At 62.1% G+C, this 24,874-nt stretch carries 21 protein-coding genes, 1 other RNA gene and 2 pseudogenes; 6 read left to right on the top strand and 18 right to left on the bottom strand.

Annotated elements, in window-relative coordinates:
- Positions 1–400: 400 nt before the first annotated feature.
- The 3 genes from BMON_RS04750 to BMON_RS04760 all read left to right on the top strand — a co-directional run bounded on the left by BMON_RS04750 (position 401) and on the right by BMON_RS04760 (position 3,556).
- Entirely contained in the window at positions 401–1,621 is a 1,221-nt protein-coding gene (locus BMON_RS04750; protein WP_152595700.1) for an ROK family transcriptional regulator, read from the top strand.
- A 50-nt stretch (positions 1,622–1,671) separates the two neighbouring features.
- Positions 1,672–2,568 (top strand): carbohydrate kinase family protein, encoded by an 897-nt coding sequence (locus tag BMON_RS04755; protein WP_033511218.1) that lies wholly within the window; start codon positions 1,672–1,674, stop codon positions 2,566–2,568.
- A gap of 325 nt (positions 2,569–2,893) precedes the next feature.
- Positions 2,894–3,556, top strand: coding sequence for a YoaK family protein (locus tag BMON_RS04760; RefSeq protein WP_033511219.1), 663 nt, complete (start codon positions 2,894–2,896; stop codon positions 3,554–3,556).
- 64 nt (positions 3,557–3,620) lie between these two features.
- On the opposite strand, the gene BMON_RS09930 is transcribed toward BMON_RS04760, so the two are convergent.
- From BMON_RS09930 to BMON_RS04765, 3 genes are all read right to left on the bottom strand, one after another.
- Positions 3,621–3,791, bottom strand: a complete 171-nt coding sequence (locus BMON_RS09930; RefSeq protein WP_156098620.1) for a hypothetical protein — start codon at positions 3,789–3,791, stop codon at positions 3,621–3,623.
- Between the two features lie 109 nt (positions 3,792–3,900).
- Positions 3,901–4,032 (bottom strand): hypothetical protein, encoded by a 132-nt coding sequence (locus BMON_RS10525; RefSeq protein ID WP_272944902.1) that lies wholly within the window; start codon positions 4,030–4,032, stop codon positions 3,901–3,903.
- A 181-nt stretch (positions 4,033–4,213) separates the two neighbouring features.
- Positions 4,214–4,681: a GNAT family N-acetyltransferase gene (locus BMON_RS04765; RefSeq protein ID WP_033511220.1), complete on the bottom strand. Its 468-nt coding sequence runs from the start codon at positions 4,679–4,681 to the stop codon at positions 4,214–4,216.
- Between the two features lie 485 nt (positions 4,682–5,166).
- On the opposite strand from BMON_RS04765, the gene BMON_RS04770 reads away from it, so the two are divergent.
- Both BMON_RS04770 and mutM read left to right on the top strand, forming a co-directional pair.
- A complete protein-coding gene (locus BMON_RS04770) occupies positions 5,167–7,002 on the top strand; it encodes a DUF262 domain-containing protein (protein ID WP_051917893.1) in 1,836 nt (611 codons plus the stop codon).
- Between the two features lie 264 nt (positions 7,003–7,266).
- The gene (mutM, locus tag BMON_RS09585; protein ID WP_081882891.1) at positions 7,267–8,331 is read left to right on the top strand and encodes a bifunctional DNA-formamidopyrimidine glycosylase/DNA-(apurinic or apyrimidinic site) lyase; all 1,065 of its coding nucleotides are present in this window, start codon (positions 7,267–7,269) and stop codon (positions 8,329–8,331) included.
- 210 nt (positions 8,332–8,541) lie between these two features.
- Here the strand turns inward: mutM and BMON_RS04780 are convergent, their stop codons facing one another.
- Both BMON_RS04780 and ssrA read right to left on the bottom strand, forming a co-directional pair.
- On the bottom strand, positions 8,542–9,033 hold the full coding sequence (locus BMON_RS04780) for a hypothetical protein (RefSeq protein ID WP_152595694.1): 492 nt from the start codon (positions 9,031–9,033) through the stop codon (positions 8,542–8,544).
- Between the two features lie 230 nt (positions 9,034–9,263).
- Positions 9,264–9,659: a transfer-messenger RNA gene (ssrA, locus tag BMON_RS09590) on the bottom strand.
- 185 nt (positions 9,660–9,844) lie between these two features.
- On the opposite strand from ssrA, the gene dtd reads away from it, so the two are divergent.
- Positions 9,845–10,327: a D-aminoacyl-tRNA deacylase gene (gene dtd / locus BMON_RS04785; RefSeq protein ID WP_033511403.1), complete on the top strand. Its 483-nt coding sequence runs from the start codon at positions 9,845–9,847 to the stop codon at positions 10,325–10,327.
- Positions 10,328–10,490: 163 nt separating this feature from the next.
- On the opposite strand, the gene BMON_RS04790 is transcribed toward dtd, so the two are convergent.
- The 13 genes and pseudogenes from BMON_RS04790 to mraZ all read right to left on the bottom strand — a co-directional run bounded on the left by BMON_RS04790 (position 10,491) and on the right by mraZ (position 24,689).
- On the bottom strand, positions 10,491–11,480 hold the full coding sequence (locus tag BMON_RS04790; RefSeq protein ID WP_033511223.1) for a cell division protein FtsQ/DivIB: 990 nt from the start codon (positions 11,478–11,480) through the stop codon (positions 10,491–10,493).
- On the bottom strand, positions 11,480–13,051 hold the full coding sequence (gene murC, locus BMON_RS04795) for a UDP-N-acetylmuramate--L-alanine ligase (RefSeq protein WP_033511406.1): 1,572 nt from the start codon (positions 13,049–13,051) through the stop codon (positions 11,480–11,482). The genes BMON_RS04790 and murC overlap by 1 nt, the downstream gene beginning before the upstream one ends.
- 105 nt (positions 13,052–13,156) lie before the next feature.
- A pseudogene (locus tag BMON_RS10665) lies at positions 13,157–13,570 on the bottom strand (glycosyltransferase); the annotation flags it as partial.
- Between the two features lie 102 nt (positions 13,571–13,672).
- Positions 13,673–14,452 (bottom strand): annotated as a pseudogene (locus tag BMON_RS10670) (UDP-N-acetylglucosamine--N-acetylmuramyl-(pentapeptide) pyrophosphoryl-undecaprenol N-acetylglucosamine transferase); the annotation flags it as partial.
- Between the two features lie 28 nt (positions 14,453–14,480).
- The gene (locus BMON_RS04805) at positions 14,481–15,800 is read right to left on the bottom strand and encodes a peptidoglycan glycosyltransferase FtsW (protein ID WP_051917905.1); all 1,320 of its coding nucleotides are present in this window, start codon (positions 15,798–15,800) and stop codon (positions 14,481–14,483) included.
- Positions 15,790–17,217, bottom strand: a complete 1,428-nt coding sequence (murD, locus tag BMON_RS04810; RefSeq protein ID WP_033511225.1) for a UDP-N-acetylmuramoyl-L-alanine--D-glutamate ligase — start codon at positions 17,215–17,217, stop codon at positions 15,790–15,792. Before murD ends, BMON_RS04805 begins: the two co-directional genes overlap by 11 nt.
- A gap of 74 nt (positions 17,218–17,291) precedes the next feature.
- A complete protein-coding gene (gene mraY, locus BMON_RS04815; protein ID WP_033511227.1) occupies positions 17,292–18,395 on the bottom strand; it encodes a phospho-N-acetylmuramoyl-pentapeptide-transferase in 1,104 nt (367 codons plus the stop codon).
- Between the two features lie 39 nt (positions 18,396–18,434).
- Complete coding sequence (locus BMON_RS04820) at positions 18,435–19,928, bottom strand: UDP-N-acetylmuramoyl-tripeptide--D-alanyl-D-alanine ligase (protein ID WP_033511410.1); 1,494 nt, start codon at positions 19,926–19,928, stop codon at positions 18,435–18,437.
- A gap of 91 nt (positions 19,929–20,019) precedes the next feature.
- Complete coding sequence (locus tag BMON_RS04825) at positions 20,020–20,907, bottom strand: hypothetical protein (protein ID WP_033511229.1); 888 nt, start codon at positions 20,905–20,907, stop codon at positions 20,020–20,022.
- A 25-nt stretch (positions 20,908–20,932) separates the two neighbouring features.
- Positions 20,933–22,732, bottom strand: a complete 1,800-nt coding sequence (locus BMON_RS04830) for a peptidoglycan D,D-transpeptidase FtsI family protein (protein WP_033511231.1) — start codon at positions 22,730–22,732, stop codon at positions 20,933–20,935.
- Positions 22,729–23,187 carry a cell division protein FtsL gene (gene ftsL / locus BMON_RS04835; protein WP_033511233.1) on the bottom strand — a complete coding sequence of 153 codons (459 nt, stop codon included), beginning with the start codon at positions 23,185–23,187 and terminating at the stop codon, positions 22,729–22,731. The genes BMON_RS04830 and ftsL overlap by 4 nt, the downstream gene beginning before the upstream one ends.
- A 3-nt stretch (positions 23,188–23,190) precedes the next feature.
- Positions 23,191–24,222 carry a 16S rRNA (cytosine(1402)-N(4))-methyltransferase RsmH gene (gene rsmH, locus BMON_RS04840; protein WP_033511235.1) on the bottom strand — a complete coding sequence of 344 codons (1,032 nt, stop codon included), beginning with the start codon at positions 24,220–24,222 and terminating at the stop codon, positions 23,191–23,193.
- Complete coding sequence (gene mraZ / locus BMON_RS04845) at positions 24,222–24,689, bottom strand: division/cell wall cluster transcriptional repressor MraZ (protein WP_051917906.1); 468 nt, start codon at positions 24,687–24,689, stop codon at positions 24,222–24,224. Before mraZ ends, rsmH begins: the two co-directional genes overlap by 1 nt.
- Positions 24,690–24,874: the final 185 nt, after the last annotated feature.

Raw genomic sequence — 24,874 nt, forward strand, 5'->3', positions numbered from 1 at the left:
CTTCCTTCTATGCGGTGCTCTCACGAACCCCTATCAAGCGGTTCCCCGTCCGGGCCAGGGCCCGACACGATTCCACCGACGGATATCACGATCGCCGGGGAAACGGACGACACCGATCAGACACGGACCGGCGTTGCTGCGGTATCTCGAAACTATGACCATCGATTGTTTCCGTCTTGATTCCATGCCCGCATACTGAGACGCAGCCCACCTCGGCGCGGTCGTCGTACTAGTCGCGTCTGCACACGCCACACCCCGAAAACCACCGTTCCCGCTACGAGGTCCGGGGTCTCGTCCTGGCGCGACACGCCGTATTGAACACCATGCTTAACCTCGTTAACATACATACAACAGTATCAATTCAGCGCCGAGTGCATACGATCGAGTACAGGGGGCCATGATGGACGCACGCCATGCCATCCCATCGCCTTCCGCCTCCCAAGCCGCCATGTCCGAATCCAACCGGTCGCACATCCTCGATTACCTGTTCCGCCATGGCGTCTCCTCCCGGGCGGAGATCGCCCAGGTGCTCGCCCTGACCCCAGCCGCCATCACCAAGATCACCGCACGACTCATCGACGCCGGCATCATCAGGGAAACCGGTGACATCGAAGGCCGCAAGAAGCGCCGCTCCATCGGCCTGAGCCTGGCGAACGACACCATCCACGTCATCGGCGTCAAATTCGCCCGCAGCATCGTCCAGATCGCGGTCTTCGACTTGGCCGGCACGCAGCTGTCACTGCAGACACTGCCCCCGGTGACCGAACGGACGATCAGGACGACGCTGGACCAGATCAGAACCGGCATCCAGCATCTGCTGGACGAGGATCGCCACATCATCGCCGTGGGCATGGCGGTACCGGGTCCGTATCTGCGCGATGTCGGACGGACCGCCGTCGTCTCCTCCATGGAGGGATGGCGCAAGGTCAACTTCCTGCACGAGTTCGCACAGCGCTTCCGCGTACCGGTGTTCGTCGAGCAGGACGCCCGCGCCGGCGCACTCGCCCATTATCTGTTCGATCGCACCAACACCTGCGAATACCTCGCTTACTACCTGATCGGCGAAGGCCTGGGCCTGGGCGTCATCGAACATGGACGGTTGATCGATGGCGCGCTCGGGGCCGCGACCGAAATCGGGCACGTCAGCATAGATGTGCACGGCAGGCCGTGCGAATGCGGCAACGTGGGATGCCTTGAACGCTACTGCTCCGCCGTCGCCATCCACCAGGAGATACTCACCCGAGGCCTGGTGGCCGGAGCGGATACCATGAATCATGAAGAGGCCTGTCTCGCGTTGTTCGCGGCCGCGGACGACGGCGATCGCAAGGCACAGGAACTGGTCCAGGAAGTGGGGCGCTACGTGGGATACGGATGCGTGACCATCTTCAACATGTTCAACCCCCGCCGCATCGTCATCGGCGACATCGTCTCCCAAGCCGGGCCGCGCCTGCTGCGTGCGGTGCGCGAGGTGGTCAATGAGCGTGCGATCCCCGAACTCAACGACGCCACGGCGATCTCCCTGTCGGAGCTCTCGACCGATTCCGCGGTCTCAGGTGGCACCGCGATCGCCATCACCCATTTTTTGGAACATCCATCAACGTTCTTCGACGTGCCATCATGACGTCGAACAACGTGGTCCCAAAATCATCAACCTTAAGGAAAGGGAAACCCATGTCCAAGCCAATCGTTCTCTCACTGGGCGAACTGCTGTGGGATATGCTCCCCACCGGCAAACGAGCCGGCGGCGCACCCGTCAACTTCGTCTACCACGCCGCGATGAACGGCGCCGAGGGCTACGCCATCAGCGCCGTGGGACAGGATCCCCTCGGCGACGAACTCGTCAAGGCCATCGAGCAGTCCGGGGTCAAGTCGATCATCCAGCGCAACGCCTGGCCGACCAGCACCGTCGAGGTCTCGCTCAAAAGCGGCATCCCCGAATACACCATCGTCAAGGGCGTCGCCTGGGACCATCTGCTGCTCACGCGCGAGCTCATCGACCTCGTGGAGAAGTCGGACGCGATCTGCTTCGGCACCCTGGCCCTGCGCTCCCCCGAAACGCACGACACCATCATCGAACTGCTCAAGCACGCCCGCCCGGACGCCCTGAAGTTCTTCGACATCAACCTGCGCGGCGACCACTACTCCAAGGAACTCATCCAGGAGCTGCTCGGATATGCGACCGTCTTCAAGCTCAACGACGCCGAACTGCTGCTGCTGCGCGACATGTTCAACATCCGCGGCGCCTCCGACGACGAGGCATGCCGCTGGTTCATCACCACGTTCAACCTGGATTACATGGTCCTCACCGGGGGCGCGACGTTCAGCACCATCATCGCCAGGTCCGGCGAGACCTCGACGCTGGCCACCCCTCGCGTCGAGGTCACGGACACCGTGGGCGCGGGTGATTCCTTCTCCGGCACCTTCACGGCGAAGATCCTCACCGGCGCAAGCCTGCAGGAGGCCCACCGGGCCTCGGTGAACACCGCCGCGTTCGTCTGCACGCAGGATGGCGCATGGCCCGTCTATCCGAAGACCATGACCGATTACCTGTCGCTGGCACAGGAGTGACATCGGCGTCGGTCACACCGACACCGGAGTGAGGCCGCCCGGCACATCGTGGTGCAATCCACAGTGCGCCGGGCGGTTTTGCGTATCGACGCCCGTTGGCGCGACGTGCCTGCGCACACTTCCGGGGCGCTCGCAAGCGCATCGGCTATGCCGCGCACCGTGATATGGGCCACCTGTATCATGGTGCGCGGTTGGCCCTGTACTACGCCGACCCTGCATCACACCAACCGTGCATCACGGGGCGAGAGACGGGCGACGCAATTGCGCACATCCACGCCAAGACACCCAAACCGAACACCTGACCCCCTCGAACCAAGGACCGCCCATGAGGACCAAACACACGGAAAGCACCGTATTCGGAGCGCTGCTGACCATGGCGGCGGGATGCATCGACGCGCACTCGTATCTGTTGCATGGGCAGGTGTTCGCCGGACTTCAGACCGGCAACCTCATTCTGCTGGGCGTGCGCCTCGGTCAGGGTGAGGTGTTGCAGTCCGCGCGGTATGTGGTCTCGCTGCTGGCGTTCATCTGCGGCACCCTCGTGATCCGTGTCTTGCAACGGCTGCCACGCTTGCGCGAACACGAACCACTGCGACGCCGCCTTGTGCTCGCCTACGAGGCGACGCTGCTGCTCATCATCGCCGCGATCGGCGGCATGTTGCCCGATGTAGCCGTCATCGCCTTGCTGTCGTTCACCGCCGCGGCGGAGCTCCAGGAATTTCGCCGTCTGGAGGGCAATCCCTTCACTCCGCTCATGATGACCGGCAATCTGCGGTCCATGACCGTAAGTGCCTTTGACGCTATCCTGTACCACGACGCCTCCGCCAAACGGCGGGTGCGGGCCATGGTCGGGGTGCTGGCGGGCTTCACGATCGGAGCGCTGCTCATGACGGCCATCTCCCCGTATCTGCACAACGCCGGACTCATCGTCCCGGCCATCATCCTGGTCATCGCCATGACGCTCGCCTTCCTCGACCACGACGACTGATCGGGGTATGCGAAGGGCCCCCGCCTCGAAGTTGAGGAGCGGAGGCCCTTGGCGGTTCAGTGAACTACTTCTTGGTGAATATGCCCTTGATGAAGCCAAACACCGCCGTGATGATGAATAGCACCAGCGACACCCAGAACAGCCACATCAGTCCCTTGAGCACCAGACCGGCGACGCCTCCGATGATCCACAGCAGCAATAGCACCAGAATAAAAGCGACCATCATACCCTCCATCTTGTTATCTTCTCGGTACCGTCCACGGGCTTCCCGACGCCATCGTGGCGTCGCACCCAAGTCATCCAAGTACCGCAATGACCGTATGCATAGCCTAGCATGCCGAATTTCATGGCCCCTCGACCCGTCCTCGTCGACGACATACGAGACGTCCGAACCCTGACACGGTCCACACGCCCATGACCATGACCATGACCATGACCATGACCATGACCATGACCATGACCATGACCATGACCATGACCACGTTATGTCGTCTGTCTCAAGGATCTCGACCAGGCGGCACGCATCGAGCCGCAGGATCGGCAATCACCGGCACCCACACCGACGGCGAAACACCCCTCTTCGGTTCGCCAGTCTCGCATGAGGCGCAGCCAGAAGTTGGGCACGGGCAGGCGAAATGGCGGATGGCTGCCGGGAACCTAGCCGATGGCCATGGTGTAGATGAATTGCTCCCCGCGTCTTCCCACGAAAGTATCGGCCCGTCGTTCGAATCCCGCCTTCTCATACAGTCTTTGCGCGGGCACGTTCTTCCTGTTGACACCAAGGACTATTTCAATCACATCCGGAAACGAGCCCCTCACGTATGCAGGAAGCAGGGCCAGCGCCTCCGACGCATAGCCCTTTCGTAAGTATCGGTCATCCGTGGCGAAGCTTCTGAGGAGCATGCTCCGGGAGGTGTTCGTATATCGGAACTTGTCCGTGCCGTAATCAAGGACGAAAAATGTGGGGACTTCATTGTCACTGGTCACAGCCAGTGACGGATGATACTCCATGTTGGTCTTTGCTATGGCGACCGCCTTCCGCGGCAGCCCGGTGAATGTGACATCCTGCAACTGGTAGTCGTTGATCTGTCTTTCAAATCGCTGGCTGTATTCGACGATCTTCAATGCCGACCCCTCTCCCGGTGATTGCCCGACCCGCTCAGGGGTAACACCTGAACGAGTACGCGCGTGCTATCACCACACCGCAGATCAACCGTTCCGGATGTTCGCAGTGACGACCCTTCAGCATTCCCGGATTCTTTGCATCATCCGAATGCCAAACGATTATCGAGAGTCGGCATACCAACGAAAAAGACCACCCCTTGCGGAGTGGCCCTGTGAACCTCGTGGAGCTCAGAAGGCACACGTGAAGTGATTGCACCACATATATGTTCTGCCTTTTGGGGGATCGTAACAATAAATGAAGGTTTACGTTACAAACGCCATGAGCATGCATATGTTGGTACTGACATCGAACCGTGACGCGGCCAGTGAAAGAGAGTTGGATGTCTCAATGGTCGTGGACGTGGCGGTGGAGATCGATACTAGACAGTGAGCGTCTAGCTGTGGGGCTCACAAGGAACATATGTATAGAGTACTATCGTGAAACAGTGGCTACTCACTCGAAGACAGTTAAAAAAATTATTCAAGATATTCATGATCGCAGACTGCTGTTGCCGGCTATCCAGAGGAAATATGTTTGGGATGCAGCGCAAGTTGTGAATCTGTTTGATTCGATGATGAGGGGTTACCCGATTGGTACTTTCCTTTTTTGGAAGGTAGATCGTAAGAACGCCATGAGGCGAAACTATTCCTTCTACGATTTTTTGTCACAATTTAACGAGCGGAATCATTATCAGAACGAGCTTTCATCCTTAGCCACTAATTCTCATGAAGAGTTTGAGGCCGCACTCGATGGGCAACAACGACTTACCTCAATCTATCTAGCATTGAGCTCAACGTTAGCATTTTATCTCAAAGGAAAATGGAGATCGCTTGCGACCTCGTACCCGGAAACAGAACTCTATCTAGACTTATGCTCCGGTATAGCAAACACTGACCAAAACGATGAGGAGAACACGCAGCATATATATCGTTTCGAATTGTTGCGTAACGAAGTTGTCGAGGACGCTAGGACAACTGTGACGACACATTTGGACAAGGGCGAATCTCTGGAAAATGACCACATCTGGCTCAACGTGAAGAAAGGTCTCGACGACGATACCGCGGCTGATTTCCAGGTTAATAACTCTCAACTTCCACGGGAAGTGATGTCGCAAGCGATAAAGAACATCAATCGTTTGCATCAGGTTCTGTCTGTAGAGGAGGCTTTGAGCTTTTTTGAAGTGGAATCCGACTCTATTGACGAGGTGCTCGATATCTTTGTACGAACGAATAGTGGTGGAACCGTCCTATCCAAAGCTGATTTGCTATTCTCGACAGTAATCGCCCAGTGGCCTGATGCTCGTGAGAATATCGACAAGTTGCTTAACGCTATGAACGAGGTAGGGGACGGATTTAGGTTCTCGTCGGATTTCCTTCTCAGAGCCTGTCTGTATATTTTTGATCATTCGACGCGACTGCGAGTTGAATCGTTCTCACAAGACCATATTCTTGAAATCCGTGAGAATTGGAGGAATCTCAAAAAAACGTTCAAGAGCTTGGTTGGTATTCTTGCTGATTGGGGATACTCGAGAGAGAACTTGGGATCCCAGAATGCTTTGTTCCCCATCGTCTACTACATCTATCATGCCTCGGCAATCAGTGCTCAGGATAACAAGAACATGCGGCTGTTCTATATCTATGCCCAATTGAAGCAAACATTCAGCCACATGGACAGCAACCCACTTCGTCTACTTCGAGATGAATTGAAAGAGGATTCCAGTTCCTTCAATCTAACCAAGCTTCAGCAAATCGATTTCTCAAACGGTACCGATCTCAAATTTATGGAGTCCGATATCGATCAACTATTCACATATCCTATAGGTAACCGCACTTTTGACATCCTCTCCCTGCTCTACCAAGGGTTGAAATATCGAGACAAACAATTTCATCAAGATCATCTGCATCCACACTCATCATTTGAAGATGTTCAACTCAATAACTTGATGCAGTGTGGGCAGAAACTCCCCGATACAGGGGATGACATAAGAATGAAATGGGAGCAGCAGCGCGACACCATAGTGAATCTGCATTTGTTGGAGGGGCATTCGAATGAGAGTAAGAACGATCGTCCATTAGCATCATGGGTATTGGATCCAATAGAGAGGCAGTGGGTCGAATGTCTCCCGAACTCGCTGCCAGGTGTCCCGCCGGATGAGACATATTGGCTGATGCACTTTGAGCAATTCTTCGATGAACGGCGCCGTCTAATGAAAGCCAGACTCATGGAGATCCTGCAGGTCAAGTCAGAAACAGAGGCTACGACGGGATCTGCGGCGAGTTGATATTTGTTACTTACACCCGTGGCAGGCCAAATAACTGCATGGAGTACTCCATGCAGTAGGAGATGCACGAACTTGAATCTATGCTCATCACCCCTGTAATTTTCGTATCGGATGAGGAAGATTAACCAATCTCGTTGAAATAATCGGGTAGGGGCTGCGGACGTTGTCTTGATAAGGACCCGCCTTCGGTTGGATGAAAGGCCCGTATTCACTGAGCGATGCTGTTCGGGAGACGCAGGATCGGAGGGGCGGTAGGGTAGGGACATGCCAGAGCTACCTGAAGTCGAAACCGTGCGCCGCGGATTGGCGTCCCATATCACAGGTGCTGTCTGCACAGGCGTTGATGTAATCGACGAACGCTTACTGCGGCGGCATGGGGCTCCCGCAGCACCGCATCCCTCGGGTGCTGAATTCGCGCACAGCCTCTTGGGACAGCGGATTGGAGCCGTAGATCGACGCGGGAAATTTCTGTGGATGCCGCTTACCGACGGCATGCTGCCGACGCGACGCATCCTTCAACCTGCGCAAGCTGTGGCGCTGGTGGCGCACTTGGGCATGAGCGGCCAGCTGCTTCTGCGGGATTGCGCTGCGGCGACGCGAGGGTCGCTATCTCCCATACCAGCGGTCGATTGGCAACGAGACGGGGTGATCCATGCTCAAGCCCGCGACGGGCGGAAGGCAGACACGATATCCGGTGAATTTGGTGACGACAGGTTATCTCGGGTAGCTCTGACCCTTGCTGAGCCGCATGTGCGCGCTCGGCTGCAGCTCATGAGGGCGGACGGGAGAGCTATCGAACTGTCGTTTGTCGATCAGCGCGTTTTCGGCCGGCTTGCGCTAGAACCGCTTGCCGACGACGGGTCCGGCCGGCAGGTGCCCGGCAGCGTCGCCGCCATCGCGCCCGATCCGCTGGAATCGGCGTTCGACGAAGCTGCGGTCATCGCCCGTATGCAAGCATCGCGGGCGAGCATCAAGTCGCTCTTGCTTGACCAGCGGCTGGTTTCCGGCGTGGGCAACATCTACGCCGACGAATCGTTGTGGCGGGCGCGTATCTACTGGGCGCGGGCCGGTCGTGGCATTGCGACTCGTGCATTGCATCGGCTGCTTGCAGCCGTGCGTGAGGTCTTCGCCGAATCCCTCTCCCAAGGCGGTACATCATTCGATTCCTTGTATATCAACGTCAATGGTGAATCCGGCTACTTCTCGCGCAGTCTCACTGTGTACGGCCAGGCTGGCAGACCGTGCCCGCGCTGCGGCACGCTGATTCGACGTGAACGTTTCAGGTCGCGATCGTCGTACTACTGTCCGCGTTGCCAACGATCTCGGTGACATACCGGAAGGCACCCGACAATCGGAGGTGTGCAATCTGCCATGACCCGGAAGGTTCGAACCTGCTCGTGACCGGCATCGTAGCGATAGTGGTATTCATCCCATTGTGGCTGATCTATCGAGTGCTGACCAAAAAACACTGAAGACAATTGCTCACTGAGTGAGCTTCTACTCCCAAGAAAACCTCAGCAGTCGCCTACCGGCGTGGTATCAGCATTGGTTGTATTTCCATCCTCCGCGTTCGAATGTCCACGGCTGATTCGCCTGGTCGAAGTCGCCGCGATCATACGAGTACGTTGCTGTCCCGGTGTTGCCCGTGACGTTGACCGAAATGGAAGTCATCACCGGCAATGCCCCCTTGTATTGCTGACCAGCGGCCACGACACTTGTCTCGAAGGTCGCTTCGTCGTTCACAGCCTGGCATCTCTGACTCAAGAGTGCATATGCCCCCATGCCCGAACCGTTGAAAAACGCGTCTGAATATTGTTTGACAGCAGTTTTCAACGCATCGGCGTTGTTCTCTGGCGCCTTCGGCACCGCTGCCTTGCTGCCGGATCGTGCTGGACTTGGCTTCGGTTGTTCCGTGGAACTCTGCGACTTCGTTTGCACTTGCTGACTGGCAGTGGAACCGGATGATGATCCGCACGCCGCAAACCCCATGAGAAACACTCCAACAGCCAAAAGCGCAATAAGCTTCTTCATCTCATCCCCACAATAATTATCCAATAATCATTAGCACTCTATCAGGAGGAGATACCCTGAACAGGGCAAACCTCCCAACGTCCCAACTAACCTTGTCCGGGATCCACAGAAAGGCTCTTAACCGCAAGATCAATATGCAGTGAATTGCGCCCCTACCCCCAAGAATGGCAACCCCATATGATGAATCACCAACGAAAAAGGCCACTCCTTGCGGAGTGGCCTCATGAACCTCGTGGAGCTGCGGGGAATCGAACCCCGGTCCGGTAACCGTACCCTCAGTCTTCTACGTGCGTAGCCTGCTGGCCGTATGGCAGTTTTTCTGCCCCCATCTATATCGCAGACAACCGATGGCGAGCATATCTACAGTAAAAGTCCCTGAACCGCCCTGTGGTGCAACGATTCAAGCAAGTCCTCTTATAACGCCCGGCCTCTCCCCGAAGACACTGGAGAGCGGACGGAGCTACTGCTCGCTGGTTATTCCTGGCTTAACGCTCAGGCAGCGAGAGCAAACTCAGTGCGGTTAGATTTAGCACTTGATGATTTGCAGGGGTCATCCACGAGTGGACCCTGCGTTCTCGGCACGCTTCCCTGCGACGAACAGGTCACCGTCGAAACCGATCAGCCCCATTATTCAATTATCAAACTCCGCTTACGCGGACTCTTCAGTATATATCGTCGAAGCGCGGCGGTCAAGCCCGTTCACCCGCCGAACCGAACACCACGGCCGATACGGCGTATGTCCGAACGGCCACGAAGTAGCACTCCCCCGCAATCATCCGGACCGCCCCGCCTCCGAGCTATGCTGGGCACCATGAAAGTCGTATTGCAGCGTGTCACCAGCGGTCAGGTCGAGGTCATGGACGAGGAGACCGGTGAACGGGACCCGAGTTTCGACCCCCAGCACATCGGTATCGGTTACGTGGCCCTCGTAGGGGTGAGCGACGAAGACGGCGATGCCGAAATCGCCTGGATGGCGCACAAAATCTCGCATCTACGTGTCTTCGGCGACGACCATGACGCCATGAACCGGTCGATTCTGGACGTGCATGGGTCGGTGCTGTCGATCTCGCAGTTCACCCTGTTCGCCGACACCCACAAAGGCAACCGGCCCAGTTTCATCCACGCCGGCAAACCGGAGCATGCGAAAGCGATATGGCTGCGGCTCGATGACGCGTTGCGTGCCGAAGGCATCACGGTGAACGAAGGGCGATTCGCCTCGCATATGGCCGTGTCACTGGTCAACGATGGACCGGTGACCATCTGTCTGGACTCCCGCGATATGCCGGCACATTGATCATCACGGCGCCGCTCGGCCAACACCCGTCCGGCAACCGCCCAGTTCAGCTCGCGCACCGTCGCGCTCACGCAGCGTCCCTCGCACAAAACGGCCCACTCACACAGTGGCAGGACAACATGCAACGCCCGGCTCGCACATCATCCGACCGTAGGTCGCTCCACTATTTGATGATGGGCCTGAGCGGTGCGGACACGTCGACCTGATGTTTGTCGCCGATCTTGGTCGGGTCGTTGACGATCTTGTCGACGACCGCCTGCTTGAGGGCGAGATCGGAGGCGTCGCCCCACAGCACAGCATAACGCCCGTCATCGAGTTCGGTCGTGATGGAATCCTGGGTGCGCGCGCTGACCTTGCTGATCCGGTGTCTCATCTGCTCCGGCAGATCGCCCAGGATCTTCGAGGCGGCGAGCACGGCCCGGTCGCGCAGTCCGTCGTTCACGTTGCTGACCTCGATCACCGGTATGCCCGATGCCGAGGCGCCTTTGACCGAGTTGAGGATGCGACCCCGATCGTCCACGGCGGTGAGATCGTCATCCGAGGCCTTGAGCATCGCGGCGGGCTTCTGCGCGGTGATGGTCACGCTCATCCCCCGCGGATATCGTTTGTCCGCTTTAGCTGCGCTCACCCCGGGGATATCACCGAGCTGGGCGGTCACCTCGGACGTGGACACGAGCAACAGCGAGCGCCCCGACTGCTTCGCGGCGATCTCCTTGATGCGCTGGCCGCTGACCCATTCGTTGCCGCCATGCACTTCGATACGGTCAGATTCAAGCCTGAGCACCGGCGAGAAGAACAACGTCCAGATCAGACCGCCGAGCACCGCAAGAACCAGCAGCGCGACACCCGCACGTACGGCCCATCCGCGGATGCGGGCCATACGACGTTCGCGCAACCTCGCACTGAAGTCGACGACCTTGGGTCGGGCCGCCATCCCCAGACTGCCGGAGGTCTCCTCCAGGGTCTTGGTCACCAGATCCTCGCTGGTCAGCTCGCGCGGATCGACGAACCCTTTGGCTTGCGAAGAGCCCACCTTCGAATGCGCCGTATGGCCCACGGTCCGTCGGCCCTTCACCGCTTTGGGTCCCGAAGCGACGCGTCGATCCCGTTTGGGCTTCCGCGCGCCCCCCGAACTTGCGATACGCCTGACCATCAGGCCTCGCAGGTGTCGCGGTGCGCCTCAAGGGCGTGCAGCACGACGGGCACCATAGCGGTGATGTCGCCGGCGCCTACGGTGATGATCACATCGCCGTGATGCGCACGCAACGCGATCATCTGCGCCGCGACCTGCATATCCTCGACATCCCTGATCCAATCCTCCTGCGGTGTGTGGGTGAGCGCCTTCGCCTGATCGCATATGATGGCCCCGGTGACATCCGGATAATCCTCCTGGCGTTCGCGCGCCGGGAAGATGCCGGTGACGATCACATCGTCGGCCTTGGCCAGGGCCCGGGCGAACTCGCCGGCGAAGAACCGTGTACGCGAGAACAGATGGGGCTGGAAGAGCACGTGGATCCGCGAGTCGGGATACCGGCGCCGGGCGGCGTCGAGCAGCGCGGCGATCTCAGTGGGATGATGCGCATAGTCGTCGACGACCGTGACGCCCTTTTCGACGCTGCGTATCTGGAACCGCCTGGAGGCGCCGAGGAAGGTCGAGAGCGCCCCGGCCGCCTTGTCGGGCTCCATGCCGAGATCGACCGCGGCCAGCACCGCGGCGGCCGCATTCCGCGCATTATGCAGCCCGGGGACCCGTAGGCCGATGGCGATGCGCAGCATATCGTCCTGGCCGTCGAAGACGCCCGCCGGAACCTCCAGCGTGCAATGCTCGGTGCCGCTGCCGGCGCTCTCGCTCTCGGCAACGATGCGTACGAGCCGCGCACCGTTGAGATCGCCAAGCTCCTCGGCGGTGTGCGTGGAGTACACGACGGTTCGGGCCGCGACCTGCGCATCGACCGCTCGGAGCACGGCGAGGGCCCCCGCGTCATCACCGCACAGCATGACGCGGCGGCGCGCATGGCCGATGTGCCCCACGAAGGCATGGCGATACGCCTCGGCGGTACCGTAATGATCAAGATGGTCGGCCTCGACGTTCGTGATGACGGCGATATCAGGCCGATACTTGGCGAAACTGCCATCCGACTCATCGGCCTCGGCCACGAGGACGTCACCGCTGCCGGCATGACCGCCGTCGCCGACGCCTCCGCCGGGTTCCTGGATGGATCCGCCGATCGCGTAGCTGGGATCGGCAAGCGCGCCCGAACCCGCTTCGTGCAGGATGTGGGCGATCATCGAACTGGTCGTGGTCTTGCCATGGGCGCCGGCCACGGTGACGGTACGGCGGTCATGCATGAGCAATGCGAGGATGTCGCTGCGATGCACGATGCGCAGACCCGCCGCACGAGCCGCGACGATCTCGGGATTGCTCGGCTTGATGGCACTGGAATACACCACGGTGTCGGCACCCGCGACGTTCTCCGCCCGTTGGCCGATCCGCACCTCGATGCCCAGCGTCTCGAGCCGCTTCGTCTTGTCGCTGCGTTCCCGATCGGAACCGCGGACCTCGACGCCCTCCTCATGCAGCATCTCCGCGAGCACGCTCATACCGGCACCGCCGATGCCGATGAAATGCGTGGGCCCCAAATCCGCCACGTGCGCATGCGCGTCGAAGGCGTCGACCGTCGGGTCGAGTGGGGTTAACCGGATATCATTTGCCGTTTGGGACATCACATGCTCCTTGAACAATCGCTGTGAGGGCTTGTTCCATTATGGTCGCACCCTCTCCCAAGCATGCCGATACGGGCATGCGGCCACACATGACCGGATATGGCCCTAAGCGCGTGGCGACGCAGCGGAACGAGCGATGGCCAGCACCCGGCGTGCCATGACCTCGGCCGCGTCGCGTATGCCATACCCCCATGCTGCACGTCCCATGGCGTCAAGCCGCGCGTGATCGGCGAGAAGACCCGCGACGTGCTCACGCACCCATGAGGTGGAGAAGTCATGGTCGTCGACCATGAGCCCGCCTCCGGCATCCACCACGGGCTGGGCATTGAAGCGCTGCTCCCCGTTGCCGATGGGCAGGGGGACGTAGACCGCGGGCAGCCCCAATGCGGCGAGTTCGCTGACCGAACCGGCGCCCGAACGGCAGATCACCAGATCCGCGCAACCGAAGGCGAGGTCGATGCGCTCGAGATACTCGGCGACCCGATAGTCGCCGTCATGCGCCGATGCGGGGGTGGTGCCGGCGTCGCCCGTCGCAACCGCAGTGCTCGCCGTTCTGGCAGTGCTCGCCGTTCCAGCCGAGTTCACCACAACCGACTCCCCCGCTTCACCCACATGCAGGTCGCTGAGCGCCTGCGGACCAACGGCAGACGACACCAGGTCACGCACCTCGTCGAGCTTGCCCCGACCAGTCAGATGGACGATCTGGGTGTGCGGCAGCAGCTGCGCCGCCGCACCGGCCACCGCTCGATTGAGGTTCGCGGCACCCAGCGATCCGCCGGTCACGACCACGATGGGGCGTTCGGGGTCAAGTCCCAGACGTGCCGCGCACGCCCGTCGCGTTTCGCCTCGATCACGTTCCAGACTCGCGCACAATGCGGCGATCTGCGGACGCAACGGCAGCCCGACGCGTTTGATCTCGCCCCCGCGGCCGGTTTTCAGACCAGTGCCGTCGTAGGCGGTGCCGATGAACGTCGCCCAACGGCTGCCCAGCCGGTTGGCCATGCCCGAACGGGCGTTCTGCTCATGGATGACTACCGGCAATCCGAGCCGATGGGCGCAGGAATACACGGGCGCGGAGGCATATCCGCCGAACCCGGCGACGACCTTGGCCTGGCGGCGCCGTAGGATGTCGCGCACCTTGCGCGTCTCGCGATGCCAGTCACGGGGAAATCGCAAGGCGGCGGCGTTGGGACGTCGCGGGAACGGCACTTTGGCGATCGTGTCGAGTTCATACCCGGCCTGCGGCACGAGATCGCGCTCCAGCCCGACGCTGGTGCCGATCACGCTGATCTGGGACTGCGGCTCGATGGCGCGTATGGCGTCGGCGACGGCCAGCAAGGGGTTGACATGGCCGGCGGTGCCTCCCCCGGCCAGGACGATATGGATCGTTTCGGTATGCATAGTCATGAGCTTAGCGCGACGTGGACCGTCATGACCCGAGCGTGGCGGTGGCGGCCTTGATCTGTGGCTGGGCGCGCATCATGCTGGCGGCGACCCCGGCGGCCACCAGACACATGATGAGGGACGAGCCGCCGGCCGAGATGAACGGCATGGGGATGCCCATCACGGGCAACAGCCCGACGACGACCATGATGTTGACGAGGGCCTGACCGACGATCCACACCGTGATGCACACCAGCACCGTGGAGACATACCGATGCCTCATGTGCAACGCCACGCACACCAGGCTCCACCCCAGCACGGCGAACAGCGCGATCACCATGACCGCGCCCAGGAACCCGGTCTCCTCGCCGATGATGGCATAGATGAAATCGTTGTGGGCCTCGGGCAGATAGTTCCACTTCTCACGTGAGTTGCCGATGCCCACGCCGAGCAGACCGCCGGAGCCCATGGCGAATTTCGCGTGGATCGCCTGGTAGCACACGTCCTGCTGGGCATCGGTGGTGCACGGCTGGTAGGTGGCCATGATGCGGCGCATGCGGTTGGGGCTGCCGATGACGAACAGCGCGATGCACACCGCGAGCACCGCACCGACGCCCAACAGCCAACGACCGGGGAATCCGCCGATGAGCAACGATGTCACGCCGATGAAGACGAGGATCATCGTGGTACCCAGATCCTTGCCGACCATGACCGCACCCAGCGTGCAGACGAAGACGCCCACCGGTTTGGTATAGGCCTTAAGGCCGAGTTGCTCGTACCGTTCGACGGCCACGAGCATCGCGGAAGGCATCCAGATGCACAGCGCCAACTTGACGATCTCGGCGGGCTGCATGGTGAACACGCCGGGTATGCCGATCCAGCCGGCGTTGCCGTTGACGGAGACGCCCAGCGGGGTGATGGTCAGCAGCTGCAGGACGATCGAGCCGCAGACGAACCCGAACCCGTATCGCTGGTATGTCCCGTGGGGCACGCGGGAGGCCACCCACCCCAGAATCAGCCCCAGGATGCAGTACACACCTTGCGACAACGCCTGCTTCCATGGTGAGGAACCCTGGGAGATCATGGTCACGGCGGAGCTGGAGAACACCATGACGACACCGAAGCAGGTCAGCGCCAGAACCGCGATGCGGAAGCCGTGGTAGCACCAGATCGGATTGAGCAAGGCGCGTATGCCGGTATAGCTGTTGAACCGATCGGCGTCGGGATACACCTGACGGCCCGATCCGGAGCCGCCGGATTTCCTCCCGCCCTTGGCATCCGAGCCGGAGCCGGTGCCACCTCGCGACGTGCGGGTGCGGCGTGGTGCCGAACCCGAGGAACGGGACGGCTTCCTGCTATTCGCCATGCGCCTGGGTCCAGCGCTGCGACTCGCGGGCGAACCGGTCGCCGCGGTCGGCATAGGAAACGAACTGGTCCATCGACGCGCACGCCGGGGCCAGGAGCACGATATCGCCCGCCTGGGCGAGCGCACCCGCCGCATCCACGGCGCGGGCCATGATCGTCCCCTTTCCCGCGGGGTCAATGACGGTCAGCGGGATATCCGGGGCGCTCGCCCGGAAGGCTTCGAGCATGGGCCGCTGGTCGACGCCGATGATCACCGCGGCCTTGATCGTGCCGCGCTGATCGGCGACGAGACGCCCGAACCGCGAACCCTTCGCCAATCCCCCGGCGATCCACACCACGGATTTGGGCCGGTAGCTGCTCAGCGAGGCATGCGCGGCAGATGCATTGGTGGCCTTCGAGTCATCCACGAACCGCACGACGCCCGCACCCACATGCGCGGTGGCGACGGTGGCGATCCGGTGCCCGCCGGGGGCGAACTCCTGCAGCACGGGCAGCACGCGCCGCAGATCGGCGCCATATCCCAGCACCAGCGCCAGGGCCGTCATGGCATCGGCGAGCAGATGCGGATACACCGTGCCGTCCGGTTCACTCATATGCGTGAAGGACGTCACCGGAGCGATACGCGTGGGCACCGCGTAGTCACCGCCCGCCACGCCGCTCATGTCGACGATCCAACCGTTCTGAATACCCATTTCCCCGGCCTGGGGCTCATGCAGGGTGAATCCGATGCGACGGCACCCTTGAGCCGTGCGCGCCTGGGCGGCGAGTGCGCTGACGCGGGCGTCATCGGCGTTGAACACCACGGCGCGACGGGCCCGATGGAAGACCTTGGATTTGTCGGCCGCATAGTTGGCCATGCCGCCGTGCCAGTCGAGATGGTCGTCGGCGATGTTGGTGATCGCGGCGCAATCCAGCGCCAGGGTGTCGGTGAAATGCAGCTGGAACGAGCTCAGTTCGACGCACAGGACCTGGTTGGCCGGGTCCACGGCGGCGTGGGATACGGGTTTGCCGATGTTGCCCACGGCCGGTGCCTCGAAGCCCGCGGCCCGCATCATGGCGGACACCATCTGCGTGGTCGACGTCTTGCCGTTCGTGCCGGTGATGCCGATCCACCCGGCCGGCTGGCCCGTGCCCGAGTTGGCGACCCTGAGATTCCAGGCCAGCTCGACCTCGCTCCACACGGGGATGCCGTGCTCATGCGCGGCGACGAGGAACGGGGTGCGGGGGTTGAAGCCCGGGGAGGTGACGACCAGGTCGACCTCATCCCAGACGATATCGCCGAAATCGTGCAGGTCGGTCTCGCTTTTGCGCTCGTCGACCGTGACGATGCGCCCTACCCGACCGCGCAGCACCTCCAGCGCACTCGTACCCGACACTCCCAGACCGGCCACCACGACCGTCGCCGTACTCAGTTCCATAACGCCCCCGTCACCACAACGCGGCCCGACCTATCCGCGGACCGCACGACATTGCACCACTGCAGGATCGGCCCTCAGAACAACAGCCCGGACCTGCTCGCCCAGTCGGCGTAGAACACCATCACGCCGATGAGCACGAACAACAATTCGATCATCCAGAACCGCACGACGACCTTCGACTCGTTCCACCCCAGCAGCTCGAAATGGTGGTGGATCGGCGCCATCTTGAACACCCGCTTATGCGTGAGCTTGAAGCACCCGACCTGAATGACGTCCGAGAGCGTCTCGACCACGAACAGGCCGCCGATGATCAGGGCGAGGAATTCGGTGTGGGTCGCGATGCTCAGCGCGGCGAACAGGCCGCCCAAGGCCAGGGATCCGGTGTCGCCCATGAAAATGGTCGCCGGATTCGAGTTGAACCACAGGAAGCCGAAGCAGGCCACCGCCGCGCACACGGCGATGATGCTCAGGTCCAGCGGATCGGACACCGCGTAGGCGAAGCCCGAGTGCCCGGAGTGCAGCAGATGGTAGCTCTCCCAGAAGGCGATCAGCGCGTAGCCCGCGAAGGCGATCATGGATGATCCGGCGGCCAGACCGTCGAGGCCGTCGGTGAGGTTGACCGCATTGCTCCACGCGGTCATGAGGAAGTTCACCCAGATCACGAAGAGTATCATGGCCACCGTACGCCCCGCGAAGTCGAAGCTCAGGAAGGGCCGCTCGATGAAGCTCATGCCCGGCTGCGCGCTCGGGAAGCCGGACTTCGTGGGAATGACCAACGCCAGCACGGCGTAAACCGTGGCGAGCACGAACTGGCCGACGAATTTGTCGGTGACCGACAGGCCCATGCTCTGCTTCTTGCGCACCTTGGCGAAGTCGTCAATGAACCCCAGGGAGCCCATGGCCACCATGGCGAACAGGACGAGCAACGCCGAGGCGGAGGGCATATCGCCCTTCGTCACGTAACGATAAATCGCCGAGCTGGCCCACCCCAGTATGGTGGCGAGCACGATGACCAAGCCACCCATGATCGGGGTGCCGCGCTTGACCAGATGGGACTGCGGCCCGTCCTGGCGGATATACTGCCCGTAATGCAGGCGGTGAATGACGCGTATCAGCAGAGGGGTGCCGAGGGCTATGACCGCCAGGGACACCAGGATTCCTATGATGAGCGAGATCAATGCGCTAGCTCCAATTCTCTTCTGTATCCGTTCACGAACTCAGGCCTTCGACGGTGCGCCGGCGGAAGGCCAGCGCCGCACCAACGCGCCCAGCCCCGAGGCATGCGAGCCTTTGATCAGCACGACCGCATGATGATGGGCCCCTGCATATTCGCCGATCACACGCTCGGCGGCATCCACATCATGCACCAAGTCTATCGAGACATCTGCACCGCTGCCGTCGCGGGCCTCCCGGGCGCCCTGCGACAACGCCGCCGCCAGGCCGTCCAGATGGGTGTCGTGGTCGGCGCCCACGGCGATCACCGCGTCGGCGCCGGAGCGCACGGCGTAGGCGCCCATCTCGCGGTGGAGACGATCCTCGTCGTCGCCCAGCTCGAGCATCGCGCCGAGTACGGCGATACGGTAATGCTCCGATTCCCCATCGCCGCGCCAGGCCGCCAGACCGTCGAGGCCAGCCTTCATGGAATCGGGGTTGGCGTTGAACGAATCATCGATCATGGTGAATCCGAAGCCGTCGCCACGCACGGTCGACACGGCCATGCGATGCGGGCTGATGATGGTCACATCGCGCAGGATGTCGGCGATGCGCGACAGCGACATGCCGAAATGCCGGGCCACGCTCCCCGCGGCCAACGCGTTGTAGACGTTATGCCGCCCGGCGATGGCCAGATGCACGCGGGCCCGGTCGTCGTCCTCGCGGTCCACGATCTCGAAGGTGGGATGATCCTGGTCATCGGCCGCGATGTCGCGGGAGGTCAGTCCGTGCGCGTCGGCGGGCAGCTCGCCTTCACCGAACCAGCGGATCGCGCCGGGGGCCAGGGATGCCATCGCACTCACGTGGGCGTCGTCCGCATTGAGCACGGCGAGGCCATGCGGCAACAGTCCACGGACGATCTCGCTCTTGGCCTGGGCGATGCGCTCCACGGAACCGAATTCGCCCAGATGCGCCGTGCCGACCTTGAGTACGACGGAGACGTCGGGCGGCGCGATGGTGGTGAGGTTCGCGATCTCGCCGACGTGATTCGCCCCCATCTCCGCGATGAGGAAGCGCGTCGAAGCGTTGACCTGCAAGGCCGTGAGCGGCAGGCCGATGTCGTTGTTGAAGGACCCGACGGGCGCGACCGTGGCGCCGATGTCGGCCAGCAGCGCATGCAGCAGATCCTTGGTGGTCGTCTTGCCGACCGAACCGGTGATGCCGATGATGGAAAACGGCGTGCCGAGGTCGCGGCGACGGTCGATGTTGTGCCGTGCCAACGCTCCCAGGGCCTGCACGCTGTTGTCGACGACGATCTGTGCGATGGCCGTGTCCGGCACCACGTGCTCGACCACGGCGGCGACCGCGCCTTCGGTGGCGGCTTTGGCCACGAAGTCATGCCCGTCCACACGCTCGCCGGCGATGGCGACGAACACGGATCCGGGACGCACCTGCCGCGAGTCGGTGGTCACCGACGTGGCCCGGACCCCGTGTTCCGTTGCGCCGAAGACATGTCCGGAAACAGCCTGCGCCATCTCGTCGATTCCCATGGTCAGCATGGTTTCGTCCTGGTTCATCGTTCCCGTCTCCTCCACTTCAATGTCCACTGTCCTCTACCGTCATCGTGCACGTGACGGCATCGCACGACCGTCAATCCAATTCCCGAGAGACGCGCAGCGCGCTCTTGATGGTATTGCGACGTACACCCGCGGCCAACACCATCGCAACCGATAGGGACAGGCGGCGGACACCGTCCTCCTCGTTCACGATCTGTGATTGCTGCGCGAAGACGTCGGACTCCTCGTTCCTGGTCACCGGCGTCGCCTGCTTATCCATCGTGAAGCCATAGCGCCGGGTGTACGACTCGACCCGCGAGGCGACGGTTGTCTCATCGCCGGTATCGCTCACGCCCAGGACGTCGATGCCGACCCCCTGCAGCGCGTCGGGACGCAGCGTCTGGTCATCGACCGCCAGGACGATCGCGGCGGCACCGTCCTCGGCGCATACCGACAGGATGTGCTGGACGTCGAGGATGCCGAGCGGATGCCGGACGTCGAGGGCACGCTCCAAGGAGGTCGAACCGGCCGCGCTCACCACGCCGACCGGATTGCCGAGCATATGAAGGAAATCGGCCAGCCGCACGACGGTGGCCTGCACCTCATCGCCATCGGCGCCACAGACCGCGAACACGGCCAACGAGGTCGAGGGATGGCCGGCGATGTCGCCCGCCAGGGCGCCGAGCTGACTCGGCGTGGGTTCGGCGAACACCAGCGGAAACTCGATGTCCTTGACCACCGCGCGCATGGCATGCGGAATGAGCGCGGCATAGGCGCCGCGCGAACGGGCCTCCTCGAGCCGACGCACATCCACCGAACCCGCGGGGGCATACAGGCATCCGGGGCGCACCGACGCCATATCGTCCGCCACCGCCGTGATGGTGACGTTCGACGCGAAGGAGGGCTGGAGGTCGTAGCCGTAATGGCTGGTCAGATATCCCAAGGTCATCCGCCTGCCCACGGATTCACCTACTGCACTCATCGTCGCCCGCCTTTCCGAACCACATTCACCACTGCACCGCAATAGCATCCGTGCGGGGCGCGGAGGTGGGAATCTGGTACTTCTGCATAAGGAATTCACCGATGCGCTTGAACACCGGACCCGCCGTCAGTCCGCCGAAGCCGCCCACGCTCGGGTCCTTCATGACCACGGTGATGACGAACCGGGGATTGTCGGCCGGAATGATGCCGGACCAATCGCTGATGATCGAGGAGAGCTTGCCATCGGCTCCGGGAACCTCGGCGGTGCCGCTCTTGGCCGCGATCCGGTAGCCGTCGACGCCGGCGAACCTGCTGTAATGATCCGCGGAGGATTCCATGGCGTTCAACGTCTGCGCGGCGACCTGCTCGTCGAGCACGCGGGTGGGCGCCGGCTTGGCCGGTTCAGAGCGATGCCCGTCCGCATCCGTGATCGATTTGATGATCGACTGCTGCTGGCGTACGCCCTTGTTCCCGATCGTCGCGACCGCATTGCTCAACTGCAGCGCGTTGACGGAATATCCCTGCCCGAAGAGAACCGTGTCCTTGGTGCGGCCATCCCAATTCTGGTAGTCGCTGAGCGAGCCGGTGGATTCGCCGGGCAGCCCGAGACCGCTGTTCTGGCCGATGCCGAATTTGGAAAGGAACTCGTGGCGCTCCTGGCTATCATACCCCGCACCGGCCATGACCATGCCGACGTTCGATGATTCCTGCAGGATGCCCGCCAGGGTCCAGTGCTCGTCACCGTGGGTGGTGGCGTCGTGGAAGACCTGCCCGTTCTTGTCGATATGATCCGGGACGGTGAAGCGGTCGGTGAGCTGATGCCCGCCGCTCTGCAGCATCCCGGCCACGGAGAAGGCCTTGCCGATGGAACCGGGTTCGAAGGTCTCCTTGACCACACGCGCGACGTTCATCTTCGCGTCACCGCTGCCGGCCTGTATCTCATCGGTGTCGTCCATGGCGAGGATCTGGCCGCTCTGGACGTCCTGGACCACCGCCAAGGCCCAATCGGCCTGATACTGCTGCTTGCCCTCGGCAAGGACCTTCTTGACATACCAATCCACGTCGCCGTCGATGGTCAACTGCACATTGCCGCCGTCCACGGCGGGTTTGGATTCGGTCACCGTGCCGGGGATCTCCTCGCCGCCGCCGCCCTGCTGATACACCTTGTAGCCGTCGGTGCCGGTGAGCACCTTGTTCTGCATCTGCTCCAGGCCGGCCACGCCCATGCCGTTGGCGTCGACCCCACCGAGCAACGAACCGATGGTGGTGCCGTTCGAATACAGGCGGTCGCTGCTGAGCTCCGCGTACACGTATCCGCCGAGATTCAGGGCGTCGATACGACGCTTGACCTCGGGGGTCACATCCTTCTTGAGCACGGCGTAGCGGCCGGGGACGCTGAGTTTGGCGCCCAGTTCCATGGCATCCATGCCGAGGACGGGTGCAAGGAGCCGCGCCACGGCGGCGGCCCCAGTCGTGCCCACTGGCTTGCCGTCGATCTCATGGCAGTTGCCACGGGTCGCGGCGCTGCACGTCGTGGGCCTGAAGCCCTGCGAGGCCTCGGGGTCGCCGATGATGCTGTAGCGCTCCACGCTCTGGGCGAGCACCGTGCCGTTGGCGTCGAGGATGTCGCCGCGCTTGGCGCTGATCTTGACCGGCAAGGTACGGCTGGCCGTGGCCGCCTCGGCGGTCGACTTGCCGTTGAGCAGCTGTATGGAGATCAATTGCCCGATGCACAGCACCGCGACGAGCGCCAGGATGATCCCGATGGACAGGCATTTCGAGGCGAAACCGCGGATGGTGGCGGGTCGTGACGTACGTGGTCTCATCGACGCTCCTTCTGATTGGCGGCGACGTATCCGTTCAGATCGATGGCGATCGACCCCTGTTGGGGCACCATCCCCATGTCCTGCGCCTTACGGGGCAGTGAGGCCTGCAATTCGTCGAGCTTCGCCTGATCGTCCTCGACGTCCTGGGTCAAGGTCGCGATGTGCCCCTGCACCTGCGTCTGCTCGAACGCCTGCTGCACCATTTGCGTGCGCAGGGTCAGCGATCCGACCAGGCACACGGCCAGGAAGACCATCGCGATCACGACATTGAGCATGGGGGCCTTGCGTGTGCGGGTCCAGGTGAACAGCCGCTCCACGCCACGGGTCACGGGGCTGCTATGGTTGCGGTTGCCGGTGACTACATGCAGATCGGGGCGTGCCGGGGGTGCACCCGCCTCGTGGGTTCGCCCGGCCGGTGCCGCATTGGAGCGGATGGTTCTACTTGACGTCGCCATGTCTCATCTCCCGATCCCGGCACGATACGTGTCGTCAGCCTGCGCGGCCTGGGTGAACCGCTTGATGAAGCGCGGGGGTATCGGCCGGCTCAGCGCCACGGCCCGCAATCGGACGGAGGCGGCGCGCGGATTGATCGCCAACTCACGCGGATCCGCCTTGATGGCGCCGCGGGTCAGCGGCTCGAAGAAGGGCTGGTCCTCGTCGGGAATCACCGGCAACCCCACCGGCACATCGGCGTGGAGACCCTGGTTCATGAAGGATTTCACCGTCTTGTCCTCGAGCGAGTGGTAGGACTCCACCACCAGCCGGCCCCCGACCGCGAGATGGAGTGCGATCTGCGGCAGCGTGCCGGCGAGTTTATCCAACTCCCCATTCACCTCGATGCGCAGCGCCTGGAAGACGCGCTTGGCAGGATTGCCCGGCGCGCGATGCGCGCGTGGCACGACGCCGTCGACGAGCCGATCGAGCTGCCCTGAACTGACGAGCGGCTCCTCCTCGCGACTACGTACGATGGCCCGTGCGATCGGCCTGGCGAACCGTTCCTCACCGTAGGTTCTGAATATCCACGTCAGTCGTTCGACGTCATAGGAGGCGAGGACCGCACGAGCCGTCAGCGATTGCCCGGTGTCCATGCGCATATCGAGCGGGGAGTCGTGGGCGTAGGAGAACCCGCGATCCGTCTCGTCTATCTGCAGGCTGGAGAGCCCCAGATCCATGAATGACGCCTGAACGTGGGCGATCCCGCGCTCGGCGAGCACATCGCCGAACTGGTCGAAGGCCGCGTGCACGGGGGTGAACCGGTCCGCGAAGCCCGCGTCACGGATGCGCTCAGTGGCGAGTGCCAACGCCTCGGCGTCACGATCGATGCCGATGAGGTGGGCCTGCGGAGCCGCGGCGAGCACGGCACAGGCATGCCCCGCCAGACCCAAGGTGCAGTCGACGACGACGCTGCCCGGATTACGCAGCGCCGGGGCGATGAGCCCGACGCATTCCTCGAGCAGCACGGGCTGGTGTATGGCGTTCAGGTCGTTCATCAGAATTCCACCTCCGGCAGTACATCGTCCGCGATATCGGAATAACCCTGTTCCTTCTCCTCGAGATAGGCCTGCCATGCCTCCCGGTTCCAGATCTCGGCTCTGGTGCCCACGCCGATGACCACGATGTCGGAGTCAAGGCGCGCATATTCACGCAGCATCTGCGGGACCAATACCCTGCCCTGCCTGTCGGGCTCCTGATCGACCGCCCCGGACAGGAACACCCGCAGATAGTCCCTGGCCGCCTTGTTGCCCATGGACGTGCGTTGGATCTGCATCGCTATGCGCCGGAACTCCTCCTGAGGCAACAGGTAGACGCAACGCTCCTGGCCTCGCGCCATCACCATGCCCGCGCCGAGCTGAGCGCGGAATTTGGCGGGCAAAGCCATACGGCCCTTCGCATCGATCTTGGGGGTGTACGTGCCGAGCAGGAACGCCGGCATCGCCGACCCGGCCAACGCATCCATGGCCCCCTGCGCTTGCGGGGAGGACGAGGTGGGCCGCTGATTCGCTGATTGCTGCGACATCTGGTCCACCTCCTTCACCATCGGGTCACGTCACGCCACTGTTTCCCCACTCTACCCCACGATTCACCATAATCCCCCACTTGGTCACAAAAAATCGGTCCGTGTCCCCACCGACCTCCCGATCC

It is taken from the genome of Bifidobacterium mongoliense DSM 21395 (assembly GCF_000741285.1).
GTDB classification, from domain to species: domain Bacteria; phylum Actinomycetota; class Actinomycetes; order Actinomycetales; family Bifidobacteriaceae; genus Bifidobacterium; species Bifidobacterium mongoliense.